Origin of the sequence: Streptomyces sp. DSM 40750 (genome assembly GCF_024612035.1) — a bacterium.
Taxonomy (GTDB): Bacteria; Actinomycetota; Actinomycetes; order Streptomycetales; family Streptomycetaceae; genus Streptomyces.
Map to the genome: position 1 here is coordinate 7,692,500 of NZ_CP102513.1, position 18,928 is coordinate 7,711,427.

The 18,928-nt window shown below is 68.2% G+C and carries 22 protein-coding genes; 21 read left to right on the top strand and 1 reads right to left on the bottom strand.

The features are described 5' to 3' along the window. The first annotated feature begins 48 nt into the window (after positions 1-48). The 19 genes from JIX55_RS34350 (at position 49) to JIX55_RS34440 (ending at position 17,148) form a co-directional block, all read left to right on the top strand. Positions 49-1,197 (top strand): LCP family protein, encoded by a 1,149-nt coding sequence (locus tag JIX55_RS34350; protein ID WP_257567112.1) that lies wholly within the window; start codon positions 49-51, stop codon positions 1,195-1,197. 154 nt (positions 1,198-1,351) lie between these two features. Next, positions 1,352-1,570 carry a 50S ribosomal protein L31 gene (gene rpmE / locus JIX55_RS34355; RefSeq protein WP_257567113.1) on the top strand — a complete coding sequence of 73 codons (219 nt, stop codon included), beginning with the start codon at positions 1,352-1,354 and terminating at the stop codon, positions 1,568-1,570. 126 nt (positions 1,571-1,696) lie between these two features. Continuing rightward, a complete protein-coding gene (gene prfA, locus JIX55_RS34360; protein ID WP_257567114.1) occupies positions 1,697-2,773 on the top strand; it encodes a peptide chain release factor 1 in 1,077 nt (358 codons plus the stop codon). A gap of 29 nt (positions 2,774-2,802) precedes the next feature. After that, the gene (prmC, locus tag JIX55_RS34365; RefSeq protein WP_257567115.1) at positions 2,803-3,648 is read left to right on the top strand and encodes a peptide chain release factor N(5)-glutamine methyltransferase; all 846 of its coding nucleotides are present in this window, start codon (positions 2,803-2,805) and stop codon (positions 3,646-3,648) included. A gap of 59 nt (positions 3,649-3,707) precedes the next feature. Beyond that, positions 3,708-4,355: an L-threonylcarbamoyladenylate synthase gene (locus JIX55_RS34370; RefSeq protein ID WP_257567116.1), complete on the top strand. Its 648-nt coding sequence runs from the start codon at positions 3,708-3,710 to the stop codon at positions 4,353-4,355. Further along, complete coding sequence (locus JIX55_RS34375; protein WP_037695368.1) at positions 4,352-5,023, top strand: arsenate reductase/protein-tyrosine-phosphatase family protein; 672 nt, start codon at positions 4,352-4,354, stop codon at positions 5,021-5,023. The genes JIX55_RS34370 and JIX55_RS34375 overlap by 4 nt, the downstream gene beginning before the upstream one ends. An 80-nt stretch (positions 5,024-5,103) precedes the next feature. Further along, entirely contained in the window at positions 5,104-6,342 is a 1,239-nt protein-coding gene (gene glyA / locus JIX55_RS34380) for a serine hydroxymethyltransferase (RefSeq protein ID WP_257567117.1), read from the top strand. Positions 6,343-6,471: 129 nt separating this feature from the next. Next, positions 6,472-7,761 (top strand): MraY family glycosyltransferase, encoded by a 1,290-nt coding sequence (locus JIX55_RS34385; protein ID WP_257567118.1) that lies wholly within the window; start codon positions 6,472-6,474, stop codon positions 7,759-7,761. A 162-nt stretch (positions 7,762-7,923) separates the two neighbouring features. Next, positions 7,924-8,334, top strand: a complete 411-nt coding sequence (locus JIX55_RS34390; protein WP_257567119.1) for a hypothetical protein — start codon at positions 7,924-7,926, stop codon at positions 8,332-8,334. A gap of 415 nt (positions 8,335-8,749) precedes the next feature. Further along, positions 8,750-9,187: a hypothetical protein gene (locus JIX55_RS34395; RefSeq protein ID WP_257567120.1), complete on the top strand. Its 438-nt coding sequence runs from the start codon at positions 8,750-8,752 to the stop codon at positions 9,185-9,187. Between the two features lie 225 nt (positions 9,188-9,412). Further along, on the top strand, positions 9,413-10,240 hold the full coding sequence (atpB, locus tag JIX55_RS34400; RefSeq protein WP_257567121.1) for a F0F1 ATP synthase subunit A: 828 nt from the start codon (positions 9,413-9,415) through the stop codon (positions 10,238-10,240). A gap of 71 nt (positions 10,241-10,311) precedes the next feature. Continuing rightward, the gene (locus JIX55_RS34405) at positions 10,312-10,557 is read left to right on the top strand and encodes an ATP synthase subunit C (RefSeq protein WP_055514831.1); all 246 of its coding nucleotides are present in this window, start codon (positions 10,312-10,314) and stop codon (positions 10,555-10,557) included. A gap of 41 nt (positions 10,558-10,598) precedes the next feature. Further along, entirely contained in the window at positions 10,599-11,141 is a 543-nt protein-coding gene (locus tag JIX55_RS34410) for a F0F1 ATP synthase subunit B (protein WP_257567123.1), read from the top strand. After that, the gene (locus tag JIX55_RS34415) at positions 11,138-11,959 is read left to right on the top strand and encodes a F0F1 ATP synthase subunit delta (RefSeq protein ID WP_257567124.1); all 822 of its coding nucleotides are present in this window, start codon (positions 11,138-11,140) and stop codon (positions 11,957-11,959) included. The genes JIX55_RS34410 and JIX55_RS34415 overlap by 4 nt, the downstream gene beginning before the upstream one ends. 134 nt (positions 11,960-12,093) lie before the next feature. After that, the gene (gene atpA, locus JIX55_RS34420; protein ID WP_257567125.1) at positions 12,094-13,683 is read left to right on the top strand and encodes a F0F1 ATP synthase subunit alpha; all 1,590 of its coding nucleotides are present in this window, start codon (positions 12,094-12,096) and stop codon (positions 13,681-13,683) included. A 21-nt stretch (positions 13,684-13,704) separates the two neighbouring features. Further along, positions 13,705-14,622: a F0F1 ATP synthase subunit gamma gene (locus JIX55_RS34425; RefSeq protein WP_257567126.1), complete on the top strand. Its 918-nt coding sequence runs from the start codon at positions 13,705-13,707 to the stop codon at positions 14,620-14,622. Beyond that, a complete protein-coding gene (gene atpD, locus JIX55_RS34430) occupies positions 14,622-16,058 on the top strand; it encodes a F0F1 ATP synthase subunit beta (RefSeq protein ID WP_257567127.1) in 1,437 nt (478 codons plus the stop codon). The genes JIX55_RS34425 and atpD overlap by 1 nt, the downstream gene beginning before the upstream one ends. 129 nt (positions 16,059-16,187) lie before the next feature. Next, positions 16,188-16,562 (top strand): F0F1 ATP synthase subunit epsilon, encoded by a 375-nt coding sequence (locus JIX55_RS34435; RefSeq protein ID WP_257567129.1) that lies wholly within the window; start codon positions 16,188-16,190, stop codon positions 16,560-16,562. Positions 16,563-16,695: 133 nt separating this feature from the next. Continuing rightward, complete coding sequence (locus JIX55_RS34440) at positions 16,696-17,148, top strand: DUF2550 domain-containing protein (protein WP_257567130.1); 453 nt, start codon at positions 16,696-16,698, stop codon at positions 17,146-17,148. 501 nt (positions 17,149-17,649) lie between these two features. Here JIX55_RS34440 and JIX55_RS34445 read toward each other — a convergent pair. Next, positions 17,650-17,784: a hypothetical protein gene (locus JIX55_RS34445; protein WP_257567131.1), complete on the bottom strand. Its 135-nt coding sequence runs from the start codon at positions 17,782-17,784 to the stop codon at positions 17,650-17,652. Between the two features lie 83 nt (positions 17,785-17,867). Between JIX55_RS34445 and JIX55_RS34450 the strand changes: the two genes are divergently transcribed. Further along, the gene (locus JIX55_RS34450) at positions 17,868-18,497 is read left to right on the top strand and encodes a hypothetical protein (RefSeq protein WP_257567132.1); all 630 of its coding nucleotides are present in this window, start codon (positions 17,868-17,870) and stop codon (positions 18,495-18,497) included. Next, positions 18,494-18,712, top strand: a complete 219-nt coding sequence (locus JIX55_RS34455) for a hypothetical protein (RefSeq protein ID WP_257567133.1) — start codon at positions 18,494-18,496, stop codon at positions 18,710-18,712. The genes JIX55_RS34450 and JIX55_RS34455 overlap by 4 nt, the downstream gene beginning before the upstream one ends. Positions 18,713-18,928: the final 216 nt, after the last annotated feature.

Sequence of the window (18,928 nt, forward strand, 5' to 3'; positions counted from 1 at the left end):
TGGGCCTGAGCGCAGGGGGTAACCGACCGGAGAGAGAACGGGGAGCAGATGTCCGCCGAGAGCACGCCGGACCCCGACATATCGGGGAAGACCGGCACCACCGGCCCGCGCCACCGCGCGGCCGGCGCCCGCCGCCGCAAGTCACGCGACGGGCACAGCAGGGCGGCGCTCGCCGTCGTCTGGACCGCCGCAGGTGTCCTGGTGCTCGGCGGCACCGGAATCGGCTACCTGTACTTCAAGCTCAACGGCAACATCAAGAGCGTCGACATCAACCAGGCCCTCGGCACCGACCGGCCCCTCGACGTCGACAACGGCTCGCAGGACATCCTCGTCCTCGGCTCCGACACCCGCTCAGGCAGCAACAAGAAGCTGGGCGGGGGTACGGACGACGGCAGCGCCCGCTCCGACACGGCGATGGTCGTGCACGTCTACGAGGGCCACAAGCGGGCCAGCGTGGTCTCCATACCCAGGGACACCCTGGTCGAGCGTCCCGAGTGCACGGACGCCGACGGCAAGACGCACCCGGCGGCGGACATGGCGATGTTCAACTCCGCGTACACCACGGGCGGGGCGGCGTGTGCGGTCAAGACCGTCGAGTCCATGTCCGGTATCCGCATGGACCACTACGTCGAGGTCGACTTCGCGGGCTTCGAGAAGCTCATCAACGTCCTCGGCGGGGTCGACATCACGACGACCAAGGACATCAAGGACCCCGACAGCCATCTGAACCTGAAGGCCGGGGAGCACACCCTCACCGGCGAGCAGGCGCTCGGCCTCGTCCGCACCCGGCACGGTGTCGGCGACGGCTCCGATCTCGGCCGCATCCAGCTCCAGCAGGCCTTCATCAAGGCCCTGATCGACCAGGTCAAGGACGTAGGCATCTTCAGCAGCCCCCAGAAGCTCTACGACCTTGCCGACACCGCCACGGACGCCGTCACCACCGACTCCGACCTCGACTCCGTGAGGGACCTCGCCTCCTTCGCGGGCGGTCTCAAGGGCATCAGCTCCAAGAACATGACCATGGTCACGATGCCGGTCCAGTACGACCCCGCCGACCCGAATCGTGTGCTGGTGGACGAGGCGAAGTCGAAGCGGGTCTGGGCGGCTCTGAAGGCCGACAGGACGATCCCGAAGTCGGCGACGAAGGACACCGCGACGGGTACGGCGGGCGGGGTCGTGGCTTCCTCCCGAGGGTGACGTACCCGGCAGCCATCGCGCCGCGGGAATACCTGAGCGCACCCCCCGGTTTTGGGAGATACGGCCAGTCCTGGCAGACTGGTACGTCGGCTCCGGTTCACGCTCCCGCATCCCGCGGATGCGACCCGGCGCCCTCCCGAAACTAGGAGACACCTTGAAGCGCGACATCCACCCCGAGTACGTCGAGACGCAGGTCAGCTGCACCTGTGGCGCGTCGTTCACCACCCGTAGCACGATCGAGAGCGGCAGCATCCGTGCCGAGGTCTGCTCCGAGTGCCACCCGTTCTACACGGGCAAGCAGAAGATCCTCGACACCGGTGGCCGCGTGGCCCGCTTCGAGGCCCGCTTCGGCAAGGCTGCCGCTAAGAAGTAGCGAGCCCCCAGCGCCGGTCCGCGGTGCCCCCATCGGGGGCGTCGGGACCGGCGCTTTGCGGTGCAGCCCACGGGCGCGGCCCACGGGTGCAGCCCACTCACAACGTCGTACAGGGAGTCCGGAGAGATGTTCGAGGCGGTCGAGGAACTGGTCGGGGAGCACGCCGACCTGGAGAAGAAGCTCGCCGACCCGTCGGTCCACGCGGACCAGGCCAACGCGCGCAAGCTGAACAAGCGCTACGCGGAGCTGACCCCGATCGTCGGCACGTACCGCACCTGGAAGCAGACCGGTGAGGACATCGACACGGCCCGTGGATTCATCGCGGACGACCCGGACTTCGCCGCCGAGGTCAAGGAGCTGGAGAAGCAGCGCGAGGAGCTGACGGAGAAGCTGCGGCTCCTCCTCGTCCCGCGCGACCCCAGCGACGACAAGGACGTCATCCTGGAGATCAAGGCGGGCGCCGGCGGCGACGAGTCCGCGCTCTTCGCCGGTGACCTCCTGCGCATGTACCTCCGGTACGCCGAGCGGGTCGGCTGGAAGACCGAGATCATCGACTCCACCGAGTCCGAGCTGGGCGGCTACAAGGACGTCCAGGTCGCCGTGAAGACCAAGGGCGGCCAGGGCGCCACCGAGCCCGGCCAGGGCGTCTGGGCCCGGCTGAAGTACGAGGGCGGGGTGCACCGCGTGCAGCGTGTGCCGTCGACCGAGTCGCAGGGCCGGATCCACACGTCGGCCGCCGGCGTCCTTGTCACGCCCGAGGCCGAGGAGGTCGACGTCGAGATCCACGCGAACGACCTGCGGATCGACGTCTACCGGTCCTCCGGGCCCGGCGGGCAGTCCGTCAACACCACCGACTCCGCCGTGCGCATCACGCACCTTCCCACCGGAGTCGTCGCCTCCTGCCAGAACGAGAAGAGCCAGTTGCAGAACAAGGAGCAGGCGATGCGTATCCTGCGCTCCAGGCTGCTCGCCGCGGCGCAGGAGGAGGCGGAGAAGGAAGCCGCCGACGCCCGCCGCAGCCAGGTCCGTACCGTCGACCGCTCCGAGAAGATCCGCACGTACAACTTCCCGGAGAACCGCATCTCGGACCACCGCGTCGGCTTCAAGTCCTACAACCTGGACCAGGTCCTGGACGGTGAACTCGACGCGGTGATCCAGGCCTGCGTCGACGCGGACTCGGCCGCGAAGCTGGCAGCCGCGTAAGGCACGTACGAGTACGACGGAGGACTTGCGTGAACCTGCTGCTCGCGGAAGTGGCCCAGGCCACCCAGCGCCTGGCCGACGCCGGCGTGCCCTCGCCGCGCAACGACGCGGAGGAGCTCGCCGCGTTCGTGCACGGCGTCAAGCGGGGCGAGCTGCACACCGTCAAGGACTCCGACTTCGACGCCCGGTACTGGGAGGTCATCGCCCGTCGCGAGGCCCGCGAGCCGCTCCAGCACATCACCGGACGCGCGTACTTCCGCTACCTCGAACTTCAGGTCGGGCCGGGGGTGTTCGTGCCCCGGCCGGAGACCGAGTCCGTGGTCGGGTGGGCCATAGACGCCGTCCGCGCGATGGACGTCGTCGAGCCGCTGATCGTCGATCTGTGCACCGGCTCCGGCGCCATCGCCCTCGCCCTCGCCCAGGAGGTGCCGCGTTCGCGCGTGCACGCCGTGGAGCTGTCCGAGGACGCCCTGACGTGGACCCGCAAGAACATGGCGGGCTCCAGGGTCGACCTGCGCCAGGGCAACGCCCTGGACGCCTTCCGTGACCTCGACGGCCACGTCGACCTGGTCGTCTCCAACCCGCCGTACATCCCGCTCACGGAGTGGGAGTACGTGGCACCCGAGGCCCGCGACTACGATCCCGAACTCGCCCTGTTCTCAGGGGAGGACGGCCTGGATCTGATCCGCGGCCTGGAACGCACCGCACACCGGCTCCTGCGCCCGGGCGGTGTCGTCGTCATCGAGCACGCCGACACCCAGGGCGGCCAGGTGCCCTGGATCTTCACCGAGGAGCGGGGCTGGGCCGACGCGGCCGACCACCCGGACCTCAACAACCGGCCGCGGTTCGCGACCGCCCGCAAGGCGCTGCCCTGATGAGCACGCGCCCGAGGACAACCCCCCAGCAGCAGTACGTGTACGAGGAGGCCCGCTAGATGGCACGGCGATACGACACCAACGACGCGACCGACCGCGCCACCGGTCTGCGCGAGGCCGCGTCCGCCGTCCGCCGGGGCGAGCTCGTGGTGCTGCCGACGGACACCGTGTACGGCATCGGCGCGGACGCGTTCACCTCCGAGGCCGTGGCCGATCTCCTGGAGGCCAAGGGCCGGGGCCGCACCATGCCCACGCCCGTGCTCATCGGCTCCCCGAACACCCTGCACGGCCTCGTCACCGACTTCTCCGAGATGGCCTGGGAGCTCGTCGACGCCTTCTGGCCGGGAGCGCTCACCCTCGTCGCCAAGCACCAGCCGTCCCTCCAGTGGGACCTGGGCGACACCCGCGGCACGGTCGCCGTGCGCATGCCGCTGCACCCGGTCGCCATCGAGCTGCTGACCGAGGTCGGCCCCATGGCGGTCTCCTCGGCCAACCTGACCGGCCACCCGGCGCCGGAGAACTGCGACGCCGCGGAGGCGATGCTCGGCGACTCCGTCTCCGTCTACCTGGACGGCGGCCAGACGCCCGGCAACGTGCCGTCCTCGATCGTCGACGTCACGGGCAAGGTCCCGGTCCTGCTGCGTGCGGGCGCACTGTCGGCGGAGGAGCTGCGCAAGGTCGTACCCGACCTCGAGGTGGCGAATTGACGGCCCCTGACGCGGGGCGTGGCATATGGGACGGGGAAGAGACGCGAACCTTCACGGGGCTGCCGCGAGACACCTTCCGCATCCTCCACGTCAGCACCGGCAATGTGTGCCGCTCGCCGATCACCGAGCGGCTGACCAGGCATGCCCTGGCGGACCGGCTCGGGGACCCGCTGTGGGGCGGTCTGGTCGTCGAGAGCGCGGGGACCTGGGGGCACGAGGGTGCGCCCATGGAGGCCAACGCGGAGGCCGTCCTCGCGGACTTCGGCGCGGACGCATCCGGCTTCACGGGCCGTGAGCTGCTGGACGAACACGTCATCCGCGCCGACCTCGTGCTGACCGCCACCCGCGACCACCGGGCCCAGGTCATCTCCATGGGGCACTCCGCCGGCCTGCGCACCTTCACCCTGAAGGAGTTCACCCGCCTCGTCCGGGCCATCGACCCGACCACGCTTCCTCCCCTGGAGGAGGGCATGGTCGTACGCGCGCGTGCGCTGGTCCGTGCCGCGGCGGCTCTACGCGGGTGGCTCCTGGCCCCGACGGCCGAGGCGGACGAGGTCTACGACCCGTACGGGGCGCCGCTGCCGTTCTTCCGCTCGGTGGGCGACGAGATACATCAGGCGCTGGATCCGGTCGTCACGGCGCTGACAGGGGTGCCGGCTCGGGCGTAACAGCGGTGGCAACACCGGGCGCCCCGGGACCCGCGGGCCTACATTGGTCGTACGTCACCGTCGACGCCCCGGAGTCCACCATGTCGGTCACCCCTGTCCTAGAGGCCGATGTCCTGCGGCGGCAGGACCCCGAACTGGCCGACATCCTGCTCGGCGAGCTCGATCGGCAGTCCACGACGCTCCAGCTCGTCGCCGCCGAGAACTTCACGTCACCCGCCGTGCTGGCCGCGCTGGGCTCGCCGCTCGCGAACAAGTACGCGGAGGGCTATCCGGGGGCCCGGCACCACGGCGGCTGCGAGATCGTGGACGTCGCCGAGCGGCTGGCCGTGGAGCGGGCCAAGGCGTTGTTCGGGGCCGAGCACGCCAACGTCCAGTCCCACTCGGGCTCTTCGGCCGTCCTGGCCGCGTACGCCGCCCTGCTGCGCCCCGGCGACACGGTGCTGGCGATGGGGCTGCACTTCGGCGGCCACCTCACGCACGGGTCGCCCGCGAACTTCTCCGGCCGCTGGTTCGACTTCGTCGGCTACGGCGTCGATGCCGAGTCGGGGCTCGTCGACCGCGAGCAGGTGCGCACCCTGGCCCGTACACATCGCCCCAAGGCCATCGTGTGCGGGTCGATCTCGTATCCCCGGCACCTCGACTACGCGTTCTTCCGCGAGGTCGCCGACGAGGTGGGCGCGTATCTGATCGCCGACGCGGCCCATCCGATCGGGCTGGTCGCCGGGGGAGCGGCGCCCAGTCCGGTGCCGTACGCCGACATCGTGTGTGCCACCACACACAAGGTGCTGCGCGGGCCGCGCGGCGGGATGCTGCTGTGCGGGAGCGAGCTGGCCGAGCGGGTGGACCGGGCGGTGTTCCCGTTCACGCAGGGCGGCGCGCAGATGCACACCATCGCCGCGAAGGCCGTCGCGTTCGGGGAGGCGGCAACACCGGCGTACACCGCGTACGCCCATCAGGTGGTCGCGAACGCGCGTGTGCTGGCCCAGGGGCTGACCGAGGAGGGCCTCGCGGTGGTCACAGGCGGCACGGACACCCACCTCCTCACCGTCGATACCGCGCCATTCGGCGTCGACGGCCGCAGCGCGCGCGGACGGCTCGCGGCCGCCGGCATCGTCCTCGACTGCTGTGCCCTGCCTCACGGTGACGCCCGTGGCCTGCGGCTCGGTACGGCCGCGCTGACCACGCAGGGCATGGGCGAGGCGGAGATGGCACGGCTCGCCGTCCTGTTCGCGGGGGTGCTGCGGGACGGCGGAGACGGCAGGCGGACGCGTGAAGAAGTGCGGGATCTGGCCGGAAGATTTCCGCCGTATCCGCGCTGAGGTGGGGTAGACGCACCACCAGGCACAGCATCACGTGCAACCATCGTCGCTACCCGGAAGTCCCCAACCATATGCGCGCATCGCTAGGGTGTGGGGCTGTGATGGCCAGCGAGACCTGTGGGGAAGCCCGTGCGTGAATACCTCCTGACGCTCTGCATCACGGCCGCGGTGACGTACCTGCTGACAGGGCCGGTACGGAAATTCGCGATCGTGGCCGGAGCCATGCCGGAGATCCGTGCGCGTGACGTCCACCGAGAACCCACGCCCCGGCTCGGCGGCATCGCGATGTTCTTCGGCCTCTGCGCCGGTCTGCTGGTCGCCGACCATCTGACCAACCTCAGCGAGGTCTTCGCCGAGTCCAACGAACCGCGCGCGCTGCTCTCCGGGGCCGCGCTGATCTGGCTCATCGGCGTCCTGGACGACAAGTTCGAGATCGACGCGCTGATCAAGCTGGGCGGCCAGATGATCGCCGCGGGCGTGATGGTCATGCAGGGTCTGACGATCCTGTGGCTGCCCATCCCGACCGTCGGCATCGTCGCGCTGACCCAGTGGCAGGGCACGCTGCTCACGGTCGCCCTGGTCGTCATCACCATCAACGCGGTCAACTTCGTCGACGGCCTCGACGGTCTCGCGGCCGGCATGGTCTGCATCGCCTCCGCCGCGTTCTTCATGTACGCCTACCGCCTCTGGTACAGCTACGGCATCGAGGCCGCGGCCCCCGCCACCCTCTTCGCGGCGGTTCTGATGGGCATGTGCCTGGGCTTCCTGCCGCACAACATGCACCCCGCGCGGATCTTCATGGGTGACTCCGGCTCGATGCTGATCGGCCTGGTGCTGGCGGCCGGCGCGATCTCTGTCACCGGGCAGGTCGACCCGGACGTGATGGGCCTGTACGGCTCGGAGCGCAACACGGTCTACTCGATGGTGCCGGTCTACATCCCGCTGCTGATGCCGCTGACCATCATCGCGATCCCGGCGGCCGACCTGATCCTCGCGATCGTGCGCCGCACCTGGCGCGGTCAGTCGCCGTTCGCCGCCGACCGGGGCCATCTGCACCACCGGCTCCTGGAGGTCGGGCACTCGCACAGCCGGGCCGTGCTGATCATGTACTTCTGGTCGGCGGTGATCGCCTTCGGCACCCTCGCCTACACCGTGAATTCGGCGTCCATGTGGATCGTCCTGGCGATCGCCATGCTCAGCGGGGTCGGCCTCTTCCTGCTCCTGCTGCCCCGCTTCACCCCGCGCGCCCCGCGCTGGGCCGAGGCCTTCGTCCCGCCCCGCTACCGCCGCCGTCGGGTGGTCGCCCCCGAGGCGGCCCTCGACCCCACCCGGGACTGGACCCCGTCCCTCAACGGCGCCACCGCCATCGGCGCCCGGACCAAGGACGAGGAGCCCAGCCCGGCGGGCGCCCGGCGCTGAGCAGCGCCCGGTAGCCCTCCCTATCGGGTACCTCCCCCAAGGACAATTGATCAGGCGTCAGCCGCCTGGAAAGGTCGTGGTCATCAACGGGGGTTGTGCGCGCCGGAGAAATGGCCGGCGCTGTTCCCACGCCTCCGTGACCGGACCGTTCATGGGGGACACATGCGCAAGTCCATCGCTTCCGCTCTCGCCGTCGTGGCGCTCGGCGGCTCGCTCGGCCTGACGGCGACTCAGGCCTCGGCGGCGCCGGCCACCAAGGTGCTGCCCTTCACCTTCAACACCAACGAAACCCAGAAGGTCGAGGACGACGCCAAGTTCAAGACGACGGCGGCCGGCAAGGTCCAGTTCACGATCACGAAGAAGAGCTGGGACCACGGCATCGGCATCCGTCTCATCACCTGTGGCAAGGACTGGAAGTCGCTGACGGGCTGGAAGGAATTCAAGAAGAAGAAGGGGCAGTACTACACCTTCGACAAGAGCCTCAAGAAGAACCAGTGCTTCAAGATCCAGGCCGGCCGCAGCTGGGCCGGCAACATCGACGGCAAGCTCAAGGGCAAGATCAAGAAGGCCTGACCCCGAACCTCGCCGGTTGATCCAACGGCCGGGGGCCGTGTGCACACGCTGCATACGGCCCCCGGCCGTTCCGTTGTGCGGGCGCACCGCCGGGCCCCCGCGCTGACGGCAAGGTAAGAATCTGACTAACACTTTGCCGATGGCATGCAAGAGCCTGGGGGAGCAAAACGGCCTTATACCAGACAAGTCGGCGTGGATTCTGCACAGACGGGCGGGTTCACTCTCATGTGTGACCCCGGGCACACCATTCAGGTAAAGACCTCATCAAATAGTTTGTGATACGGTTCACGAGAACCCGGGGTGGAGCCGAAGGACCGCAATACGACGGTCCACAGGCGTGAGATTTCCGCTCGCCCCCGGGGTCTACGCTCGTCCATGACGACACCCTGCCCCCTTAGCAAGCGGAGTTGCCGCCATGCCGTCCAATGACGCCCGGATCCTCCTTCAGGCCGCCGTACCCACGGCTGCGGCCGGCGCGATCGCCGCTGTCATCAGCGGTGTGGTGGTCGGAGGTAAGGGGGCCGTCGGCGCCGTCGTCGCGGCGGTGATCACGATTCTCTTCATGGGAATCGGGCTCTACGTTCTGCAACGCACCGCCAAATCGCTTCCGCATCTGTTCCAGGCGATGGGTCTGATGCTCTACGCGGCACAAATTCTGCTGCTGTTCATCTTCATGGCCGCGTTCAAGAACACCACGCTGTTCCACCCCCGAGCCTTCGCGTCGACGCTGGTCGCCACCACCCTCGTGTGGATCGGCGCACAGACCCGCGCGCACATGAAGTCCAAGATCCTCTACGTCGAACCCGATTCCTCGACGGGCAACAAGCCCGAAAAATCGGGGCACTCGTCGTGAGGAGTAGGGCCGGGATAAGCGGTCGCAGGAGGTCCTGCTATCGTCCGGTGCCAACTGCGGCATCGCGGGCGCGGGCAATCGAGCTGACGCCTGCCCTAGCGCGAGGCTCGATGCCCCACAGCCGCCCCCATATCCGTAACACCAGTCCAGTGCCGAACCGCGGCTGTGCGCCGCGCCGACACAACGAGGTTGCCGTACCCATGCGCCACGCTGAAGGAGCCCGCGGTGAGTGCTGATCCGACGCAGGTGCTCGCCTTCGAGACCGACTGCCACATCTTCGACGGCTGTGGCTTCGCCGATGTCGCTCCGGGCCTGCACTCGTTCCTCTTCGAGCCTCTCATGGGCCACCAGGACGACGCCGTCTACTTCAACAAGACGATGCTGCTGGCGCTGCTCGGCTCGATCATCATCGTGGGCTTCTTCTGGGCCGCCTTCGCCAAGCCGAAGGTCGTCCCGGGCAAGCTCCAGATGGTCGCCGAGGCCGGTTACGACTTCGTCCGGCGCGGCGTCGTATACGAGACCATCGGCAAGAAGGAAGGCGAGAAGTACGTTCCACTCATCGTCTCGCTCTTCTTCTTCGTCTGGATCATGAACATCTGGTCGATCATCCCGATCGCCCAGTTCCCGGTCACCGCGATCATTTCGTATCCCGCCGTCCTGGCCGGAATCGTCTACATCCTGTGGGTCTCTCTGACCTTCAAGCGGCACGGCTTCGTCGGCGCCTTGAAGAACTTCACCGGCTACGACAAGTCGTTGGGCGGAGTCCTCCCGCTGTCGATGACGATCGAGCTGTTCTCGAACCTCATCGTGCGGCCCTTCACTCACGCCGTGCGACTCTTCGCGAACATGTTCGCAGGTCATACCCTGCTGCTGCTCTTCACCATCGCCACCTGGTACATGCTCAACGGCATCGGCATCGCCTACTCCGCCGTGTCGTTCACGATGGTCATCGTGATGACCGCCTTCGAGCTCTTCATCCAAGCTGTCCAGGCCTACGTCTTCGTACTGCTGACCTGCAGCTTCATCCAGGGCGCTCTCGCCGAGCACCACTGAGAGACCCGACTTACCCCCAGACATCCGGTGGCCAACCCCCACCGGTCATTGAAAGAGAAGGAAGAACCGGCATGTCCGCTCTCCAGACCCTCGCCGAGACTCAGATCATGGGCAACCTTGGCTCCATCGGTTACGGCCTGGCGGCCATCGGCCCGGGCGTCGGCGTCGGCATCATCTTCGGTAACGGCACCCAGGCCCTCGCCCGCCAGCCCGAGGCGGCCGGCCTGATCCGTGCCAACCAGATCCTCGGCTTCGCCTTCTGTGAGGCGCTCGCCCTGATCGGTCTGGTCATGCCGTTCGTCTACCCGACCTCCTGACCCGGTTCGTCGGACCGCCCCTTTCGACGAAAGGCACTGATATGAGCCTGGTTCAGCTGGCGGCTGAGGGGGCCGAAAACCCCCTCATCCCGCCGATCCCCGAGCTCGTCATCGGCCTCATCGCCTTCGTTATCGTCTTCGGCTTCCTCGCCAAGAAGCTCCTCCCGAACATCAACAAGGTTCTGGAAGAGCGCCGCGAGGCCATCGAGGGCGGTATGGAGAAGGCCGAGGCCGCTCAGACCGAGGCCCAGAGCGTGCTCGAGCAGTACAAGGCTCAGCTCGCCGAGGCCCGGCACGAGGCCGCGCGTCTGCGCCAGGAGGCGCAGGAGCAGGGCGCGGCGCTCATCGTGGAGATGCGCGCCGAGGGCCAGCGGCAGCGTGAGGAGATCATCGCCGCCGGTCACTCGCAGCTCGAGGCCGACCGCAAGGCCGCCTCTTCCGCGCTGCGCCAGGACGTCGGCAAGCTCGCCACCGACCTGGCCGGCAAGCTTGTCGGTGAGTCCCTCGAGGACCACGCCCGGCAGAGCCGTGTCATCGACCGCTTCCTCGACGACCTCGAGGAGAAGGCAGAGGCGGCTCGATGACAGCGCACGGAGCGAGCCGCGAGGCAACCGCAGCCGCACGTGAGCGTCTCGACGCGCTGACGGACTCCACGTCCGTTGACGCGACGCAGCTCGCCGACGAGCTGGCCGCCGTCACCGCGCTGCTCGACCGCGAGGTGTCGTTGCGTCGGGTCCTCACCGACCCGGCGCAGGCCGGCGAGGCCAAGGCCGAGCTGGCCGGCCGTATCTTCGGTGGCCAGGTCAGCGGGACGACCGTCGACCTGGTGTCCGGCATGGTGCGCTCCCGCTGGACGCAGTCCCGCCATCTGGTGGACGCGCTGGAGGAGCTGGCCGGTACGGCCGACCTCACCGCCGCCCAGCGGTCGGGCACGCTCGACGACGTCGAGGACGAGCTGTTCCGCTTCGGCCGGATCGTCTCCTCGAACACCGAGCTGCGGTCCGCGCTGACCAACCGCGCCGCGAGCGCGTCGGCCAAGGGCGAGCTGCTGCGCAGCCTGCTCGGCGGCCGCGCCAAGGCCACCACCGAGCGTCTGGTGACGCGCCTCGTGACCGCGCCGCGCGGACGTAGCCTGGAAGCGGGACTCGAGTTCCTGTCCAAGCTCGCCGCCGAGCGCCGGAACCGCGTGGTCGCCGTCGTCACCTCGGCGGTCCCGCTGAGCGCGCCGCAGAAGCAGCGCCTCGGCGCCGCCCTGGCGAAGCTCTACGGCCGTGCCATGCACCTCAACCTCGACGTGGACCCAGAGGTCCTCGGCGGAATCCGGGTCCAGGTCGGCGACGAGGTCATCAACGGCTCGATCGCGGACCGACTCGAGGACGCCGGCCGCCGACTGGCGGGCTAGCACAAACTTCATAGCAGTACGTACGTGTACCTACGGCCCGGTTGGGCCGTGCAGAGGATTCACCTCTTTCAGGGGGGAGTCCCCATCCCCCCAAAGTGAAACTTCGGGCCCAACAAGGAGAGCAGGGAACCCAGATGGCGGAGCTCACGATCCGGCCGGAGGAGATCCGGGACGCGCTGGAGAACTTCGTCCAGTCGTACAAGCCGGACGCGGCCTCGCGCGAGGAGGTCGGTACGGTCACCCTTGCCGGCGACGGCATCGCGAAGGTCGAGGGTCTTCCCTCGGCCATGGCCAACGAACTGCTGAAGTTCGAGGACGGCACCCTCGGCCTCGCGCTCAACCTGGAAGAGCGCGAGATCGGCGCCGTCGTCCTCGGTGAGTTCAGCGGTATCGAGGAGGGCCAGCCGGTCACCCGTACCGGTGAGGTCCTGTCGGTCGCGGTGGGCGAGGGCTACCTCGGCCGCGTCGTCGACCCGCTCGGCAACCCGATCGACGGCCTCGGCGAGATCGAGACGAGCGGTCGCCGCGCGCTCGAGCTGCAGGCCCCGGGCGTCATGGCCCGTAAGTCGGTGCACGAGCCGATGGAGACCGGCTACAAGGCCGTCGACGCGATGACCCCGATCGGCCGTGGCCAGCGTCAGCTGGTCATCGGTGACCGTCAGACCGGCAAGACCGCCCTGGCCGTCGACACGATCATCAACCAGCGCGACAACTGGCGCTCCGGCGACGTGAACAAGCAGGTCCGCTGCGTCTACGTCGCCATCGGCCAGAAGGGCTCGACCATCGCCTCCGTGCGTGGTGCCCTCGAAGAGGCCGGCGCGCTGGAGTACACGACCATCGTCGCAGCCCCGGCGTCCGACCCGGCCGGCTTCAAGTACCTGGCGCCGTACACCGGTTCGGCCATCGGTCAGCAGTGGATGTACGAGGGCAAGCACGTCCTCATCATCTTCGACGACCTCTCGAAGCAGGCCGACGCCTACCGCGCCGTGTCCCTGCTGCTCCGCCGCCCGCCGGGCCGCGAGGCCTACCCGGGTGACGTCTTCTACCTGCACTCCCGTCTGCTGGAGCGCTGCGCGAAGCTCTCCGACGACATGGGCGCGGGCTCGATGACCGGTCTGCCGATCGTCGAGACGAAGGCCAACGACGTCTCGGCGTTCATCCCGACCAACGTCATCTCCATCACCGACGGCCAGTGCTTCCTGGAGTCGGACCTCTTCAACGCCGGTCAGCGTCCCGCGCTGAACGTCGGTATCTCCGTCTCCCGAGTCGGTGGTTCCGCGCAGCACAAGGCGATGAAGCAGGTCTCCGGTCGTCTCCGTCTGGACCTCGCCCAGTACCGTGAGCTGGAGGCGTTCGCCGCCTTCGGTTCCGACCTGGACGCCGCGTCGAAGTCCCAGCTGGAGCGCGGTCAGCGACTGGTCGAGCTGCTCAAGCAGGCTCAGTACCAGCCGATGCCGACCGAGGACCAGGTCGTGTCCGTGTGGGCCGGTACCACCGGCAAGATGGACGACGTACCGGTCAACGACATCCGCCGCTTCGAGAAGGAGCTCCTGGAGTACCTGCACCGCAAGGAGCAGGGCCTCATGACCTCCATCAAGGAGGGCGGCAAGATGTCGGACGACACCCTCACCGCTGTTGCCGACGCGATCGCCGAATTCAAGAAGCAGTTCGAGACCTCGGACGGCAAGCTTCTCGGCGAGGACGCCCCGGCCGCGGCCAAGTGACGTAAGGAAGGGACCTGACTCATGGGAGCCCAGCTCCGGGTCTACAAGCGTCGCATCCGATCCGTCACCGCGACCAAGAAGATCACCAAGGCGATGGAGATGATCGCCGCCTCGCGTGTCGTCAAGGCGCAGCGCAAGGTGGCGGCCTCCGCGCCGTACGCGACCGAGCTCACCCGCGCGGTCACGGCGGTCGGTACGGGTTCGAACACCAAGCACCCGCTGACCACGGAGGCGGAGACGGCGACACGTGCCGCGGTGCTGCTCCTCACGAGCGACCGCGGTCTGGCCGGCGCCTTCAACTCCAACGCCATCAAGGCGGCGGAGCAGCTGACCGTGCGTCTTGAGGCCGAGGGCAAGGAGGTCGACACGTACATCGTCGGCCGCCGTGGTCTGGCCCACTACAACTTCCGCGAGCGCAAGGTCGCGGAGTCGTGGTCGGGCTTCACCGACGAGCCCACGTACGCGGACGCCAAGAAGGTCGCGGGTCCGCTGATCGAGGCCATCGAGAAGGACACGGCCGAGGGCGGCGTGGATGAACTCCACATCGTCTACACGGAGTTCGTCTCGATGATGACGCAGACGGCAGTCGACAGCCGCCTGCTGCCGCTCCGCCTCGAAGAGGTCGCGGAAGAGTCGTCCACCAAGGGCGAGATCCTTCCGCTGTACGACTTCGAGCCGTCGGCGGAGGACGTCCTCGACGCCCTGCTGCCCCGGTACGTCGAAAGCCGTATCTACAACGCGCTGCTCCAGTCGGCTGCCTCCAAGCACGCCGCCACGCGCCGCGCGATGAAGTCGGCCACCGACAACGCGGGAGACCTGATCACCACGCTCTCCCGACTTGCCAACGCGGCCCGCCAGGCCGAAATCACCCAGGAAATCAGCGAGATCGTCGGTGGCTCCGCAGCCCTCGCCGACGCGACCGCGGGGAGTGACAAGTAATGACGACCACTGTTGAGACGGCCGTTGCCACGGGCCGCGTCGCCCGGGTCATCGGCCCGGTCGTCGACGTGGAGTTCCCCGTCGACGCGATGCCGGAGATCTACAACGCCCTGCACGTCGAGGTCGCCGACCCGGCGAAGGAGGGCGAGCTGAAGACGCTGACCCTGGAGGTCGCCCAGCACCTGGGTGACGGCCTGGTCCGCACCATCTCGATGCAGCCCACCGACGGTCTGGTCCGCCAGGCCCCGGTGACCGACACCGGTACGGGCATCTCCGTCCCGGTCGGCGACTTCACCAAGGGCAAGGTGTTCAACACCCTCGGTGAGGTGCTGAACTCCGACGACACGTACGAGGGCGAGCGCTGGTCCATCCACCGCAAGGCCCCGCGTTTCGACGAGCTCGAGTCGAAGACCGAGATGTTCGAGACCGGCGTCAAGGTCATCGACCTTCTCACCCCGTACGTCAAGGGTGGAAAGATCGGTCTGTTCGGCGGTGCCGGCGTCGGCAAGACGGTGCTCATCCAGGAGATGATCTACCGCGTCGCCAACAACCACGACGGTGTCTCCGTGTTCGCCGGTGTCGGTGAGCGCACCCGTGAGGGCAACGACCTCATCGAGGAGATGGCGGAGTCCGGCGTCATCGACAAGACCGCCCTGGTCTTCGGTCAGATGGACGAGCCCCCGGGTACCCGTCTGCGCGTGGCCCTCGCCGGTCTGACCATGGCGGAGTACTTCCGCGATGTGCAGAAGCAGGACGTGCTGTTCTTCATCGACAACATCTTCCGCTTCACCCAGGCCGGTTCCGAGGTGTCGACCCTGCTCGGCCGTATGCCCTCCGCGGTGGGTTACCAGCCGAACCTGGCCGACGAGATGGGTCTCCTCCAGGAGCGCATCACCTCGACCCGTGGTCACTCGATCACCTCGATGCAGGCGATCTACGTCCCCGCGGACGACCTGACCGACCCGGCCCCGGCCACCACCTTCGCCCACCTCGACGCGACGACGGTTCTCTCCCGTCCGATCTCCGAGAAGGGCATCTACCCGGCCGTGGACCCGCTGGACTCCACGTCCCGCATCCTGGACCCGCGCTACATCGCGGCGGACCACTACAGCACCGCGATGCGCGTCAAGACGGTGCTGCAGAAGTACAAGGACCTCCAGGACATCATCGCGATCCTCGGTATCGACGAGCTGGGCGAGGAGGACAAGCTCACCGTCCACCGCGCCCGTCGCGTGGAGCGCTTCCTGTCCCAGAACACCCACGTCGCCAAGCAGTTCACCGGCGTCGACGGGTCGGACGTACCGCTGGACGAGTCGATCACCGCGTTCAACGCGATCATCGACGGCGACTACGACCACTTCCCGGAGCAGGCGTTCTTCCTGTGCGGTGGTATCGAGGACCTGAAGAAGAACGCGAAGGAGCTCGGCGTCAGCTGACGTCAGGCACTCGTGCACAGTGGGGGGCGAGACCACACCTCATGGGGTGCGTCCCGCCCCCCTCTGTACTCCCTCTAGAATTGACCCAACACCCGGCGGAAGCGCCGGGTGGTGACCCGAGGAGCCACCTTGGCTGCTGAGCTGCACGTCGCGTTGGTCGCGGCCGACCGAGAGGTCTGGTCGGGCCAGGCCACCCTGGTCGTCGCGCGCACCACGTCCGGCGACATCGGCGTCATGCCCGGTCACCAGCCGCTGCTCGGTGTGCTGGAATCGGGCCCGGTGACCATCCGTACGAGTGAGGGCGGCACTGTCGTCGTCGCTGTGCACGGCGGTTTCATCTCGTTCGCGGACAACAAGCTGTCCCTGCTGGCCGAGGTCGCCGAGCTGGCCGACGAGATCGACGTCCAGAGTGCGGAACGCGAGCTGGAGCGCGCGAAGGCGGAGGGCGATGCCGCCGCCGAGCGCCGCGCGGATGTACGACTGCGTACGGCGGCGGCGCGCTGAGCCCGCACGCCGTGTGATGCTGTACCTCAGCCGCGGCTGGGTCTGGATGTCTTCATCCTGATCCAGCCGCGGCTGAGGCAAATGTGGGTGTTTTTTACGTTCCATTACCTAGGAGACGAGGAGGTCGGTGTCGATGGTCCTCGCTCTGACTGTGTGCGGGTCGGTGATCGCGCTCGTGGTGGTGGGGCTCTTCGTCTTCGGACTGCGCCGCCGTCTCATCCAGCGCTCCGGCGGCACCTTCGACTGCAGTCTCCGCTGGGAGGCTCCCGAGAAACCCGGCAGCGACGAGAACGGCAAGGGCTGGGGCTACGGAGTGGCCCGCTACAACGGCGACCGCATCGAGTGGTACCGCGTCTTCTCGTACTCCCCCCGCCCCCGCCGTGTCCTGGAGCGCTCGTCGATCGAGGTGGCCGGGCGTCGCACCCCCGAGGGCGAGGAGGAGATGGCGCTGCTCTCCGACGCCGTGATCCTCGCGTGTCTGCACCGCGGGACCCGTCTTGAGCTGGCGATGAGCGACGACGCGCTGACCGGTTTCCTCGCGTGGCTGGAGGCGGCCCCTCCGGGGCAGCGCGTGAACGTCGCCTGATTGCAGATTTGCGTCAGTGAGAGTTGCTCGGCGTGGCGGGGTGTGAGGCGACGGGCGGGCTGTTGCGACCTGGCTGCCGAGTCAGCCGGTGCCGCGAACGGCACCGGCTGATCGGGATCCGATTTCTCGGCCGGGGGTGCCCATCGCGGTATGTCGGCGCAATCACCCGTGCTTCTGCAGGAAAGCAGCAGGTAGTTCGACTCCCGCATCCCCCGGTGAGAATGGGCGGCCCACCGGCCAGATCCATTCCAGTAACCCACGCTCGCCCGGCGGTTGCGAGCGTTTTTGCATATGTCACTCGAATGGTCCAGTGATCGCACCGCTTCCCTTGGCTGAGCCGTGCCCGTTCCCTCCGCGCGAACCGTCCGGTTGTGTGCCAGTGCGAAGTGTCAAGTGATCGCCGCGGCAGGTGGGTTGACGACCGGGTTTCGGTGACGTGGCCGCCGACGGACCGACCGCGACGCTGGGTCACATCGCCGTACTCCTTCACCCGTCCAGATCTCACTGGGTGCCGAGAGGCGACGCCGCGCTGCTGGGCGCGGCCGTGTCGGGTATGGCCGCGCCGGCCACTGCCGCGTCTCCGGCCGCACGCCAGGCGAGAGCGGTGCCGTGCGGGGACGTCGCCGATTTGATCAAGCAGATCAGGCGAGGCGAACACGAGGGGGTGGGGATACATCCTGCTGTCGTCGGGATGCAGGTACGAGCTCACCGCTCCGGCCATGCCGGGTGGCGTCAACGGACCGCCGACCATCACCGGGAACCTCACCATCACGGGTGACCGAGCGACCATCACCCGTCAGTCGGCCACGCCGTTCCGTATCGCCGAAGTCGCTCCGCAGGGATCCCTCACCGTCCAAGGGGTCACCGTGTCGCGCGGCAGCGCGACGGACAATTCCGCCACGGCCGACGGCGGCATCCTCACCGAAGGGACGCTCCTCCCGGTCGCGAGCCGGATCACCGGCAACACCGCTTCCGTCCTCGGCGGCGGGATCGCGGTCGCGTCCGGTGCGACGGCGCGCCTCACCAGCAGCACCGTGTCGGACAACAGCGCCGGTGACGGTGGAGGCATCCATGTGGGTGATTCCGCCCGGCTGAATGTCGCCGGAGGCTCCATCCAGCGCAACGAGGCGACGTTCCTCGGTGGAGGGCTGGCCACCTTCGGCATCACGGCCCTCAACGGCGCGGCGGTCAGGGATAACAGCTCCGAGAACTTCGAAGGCGGCGGCATCTGCACGGCGCTCGGTCCCCTCACCGTGAGCGGAGGCTTCGTGACGGGGAACGAGGCCGCCTCGTTCGCGGAGGCGTCGCCAACCTCGGCAGTACCCTGCGACTGCAGAGCGTCACCGTGACCGACAACGACAGCGGCCTCGACGACGGCGGTCTGTACCACCAAGCGGGAAATTCCGTCCTGCTCGACGGCAGGGTCTCCGACAATGTCGCAGGCGGCCAAGGCGGTGGGATCTTCCGTGTCGGCGGCTCGGTCGTCCTGACCGGAGCGCCCGTCGTCAACAACGCGCCCGACAACTGCGCACCGTCCGGAGCCGTAGCCGGCTGCACCTCGTAACGGCTGGTCGGCCAGGTCCCGGAGCCCGAAGCTCGGCCGACCCGGTTCGACAGAGGGTGAGGAGACAGGCACGGACGGGATTACTCCTTTCGGGTGATTGGGGCGACGGTGTCTTGTCACTCGATTGGATGCGTGGGTCACTAAGAGTGTGAACCGGCGGGCTGCCCATCCCCGAGCCGGGGGAACGTTCGAACAGGCAGCGCTTGCCGGTTTTTC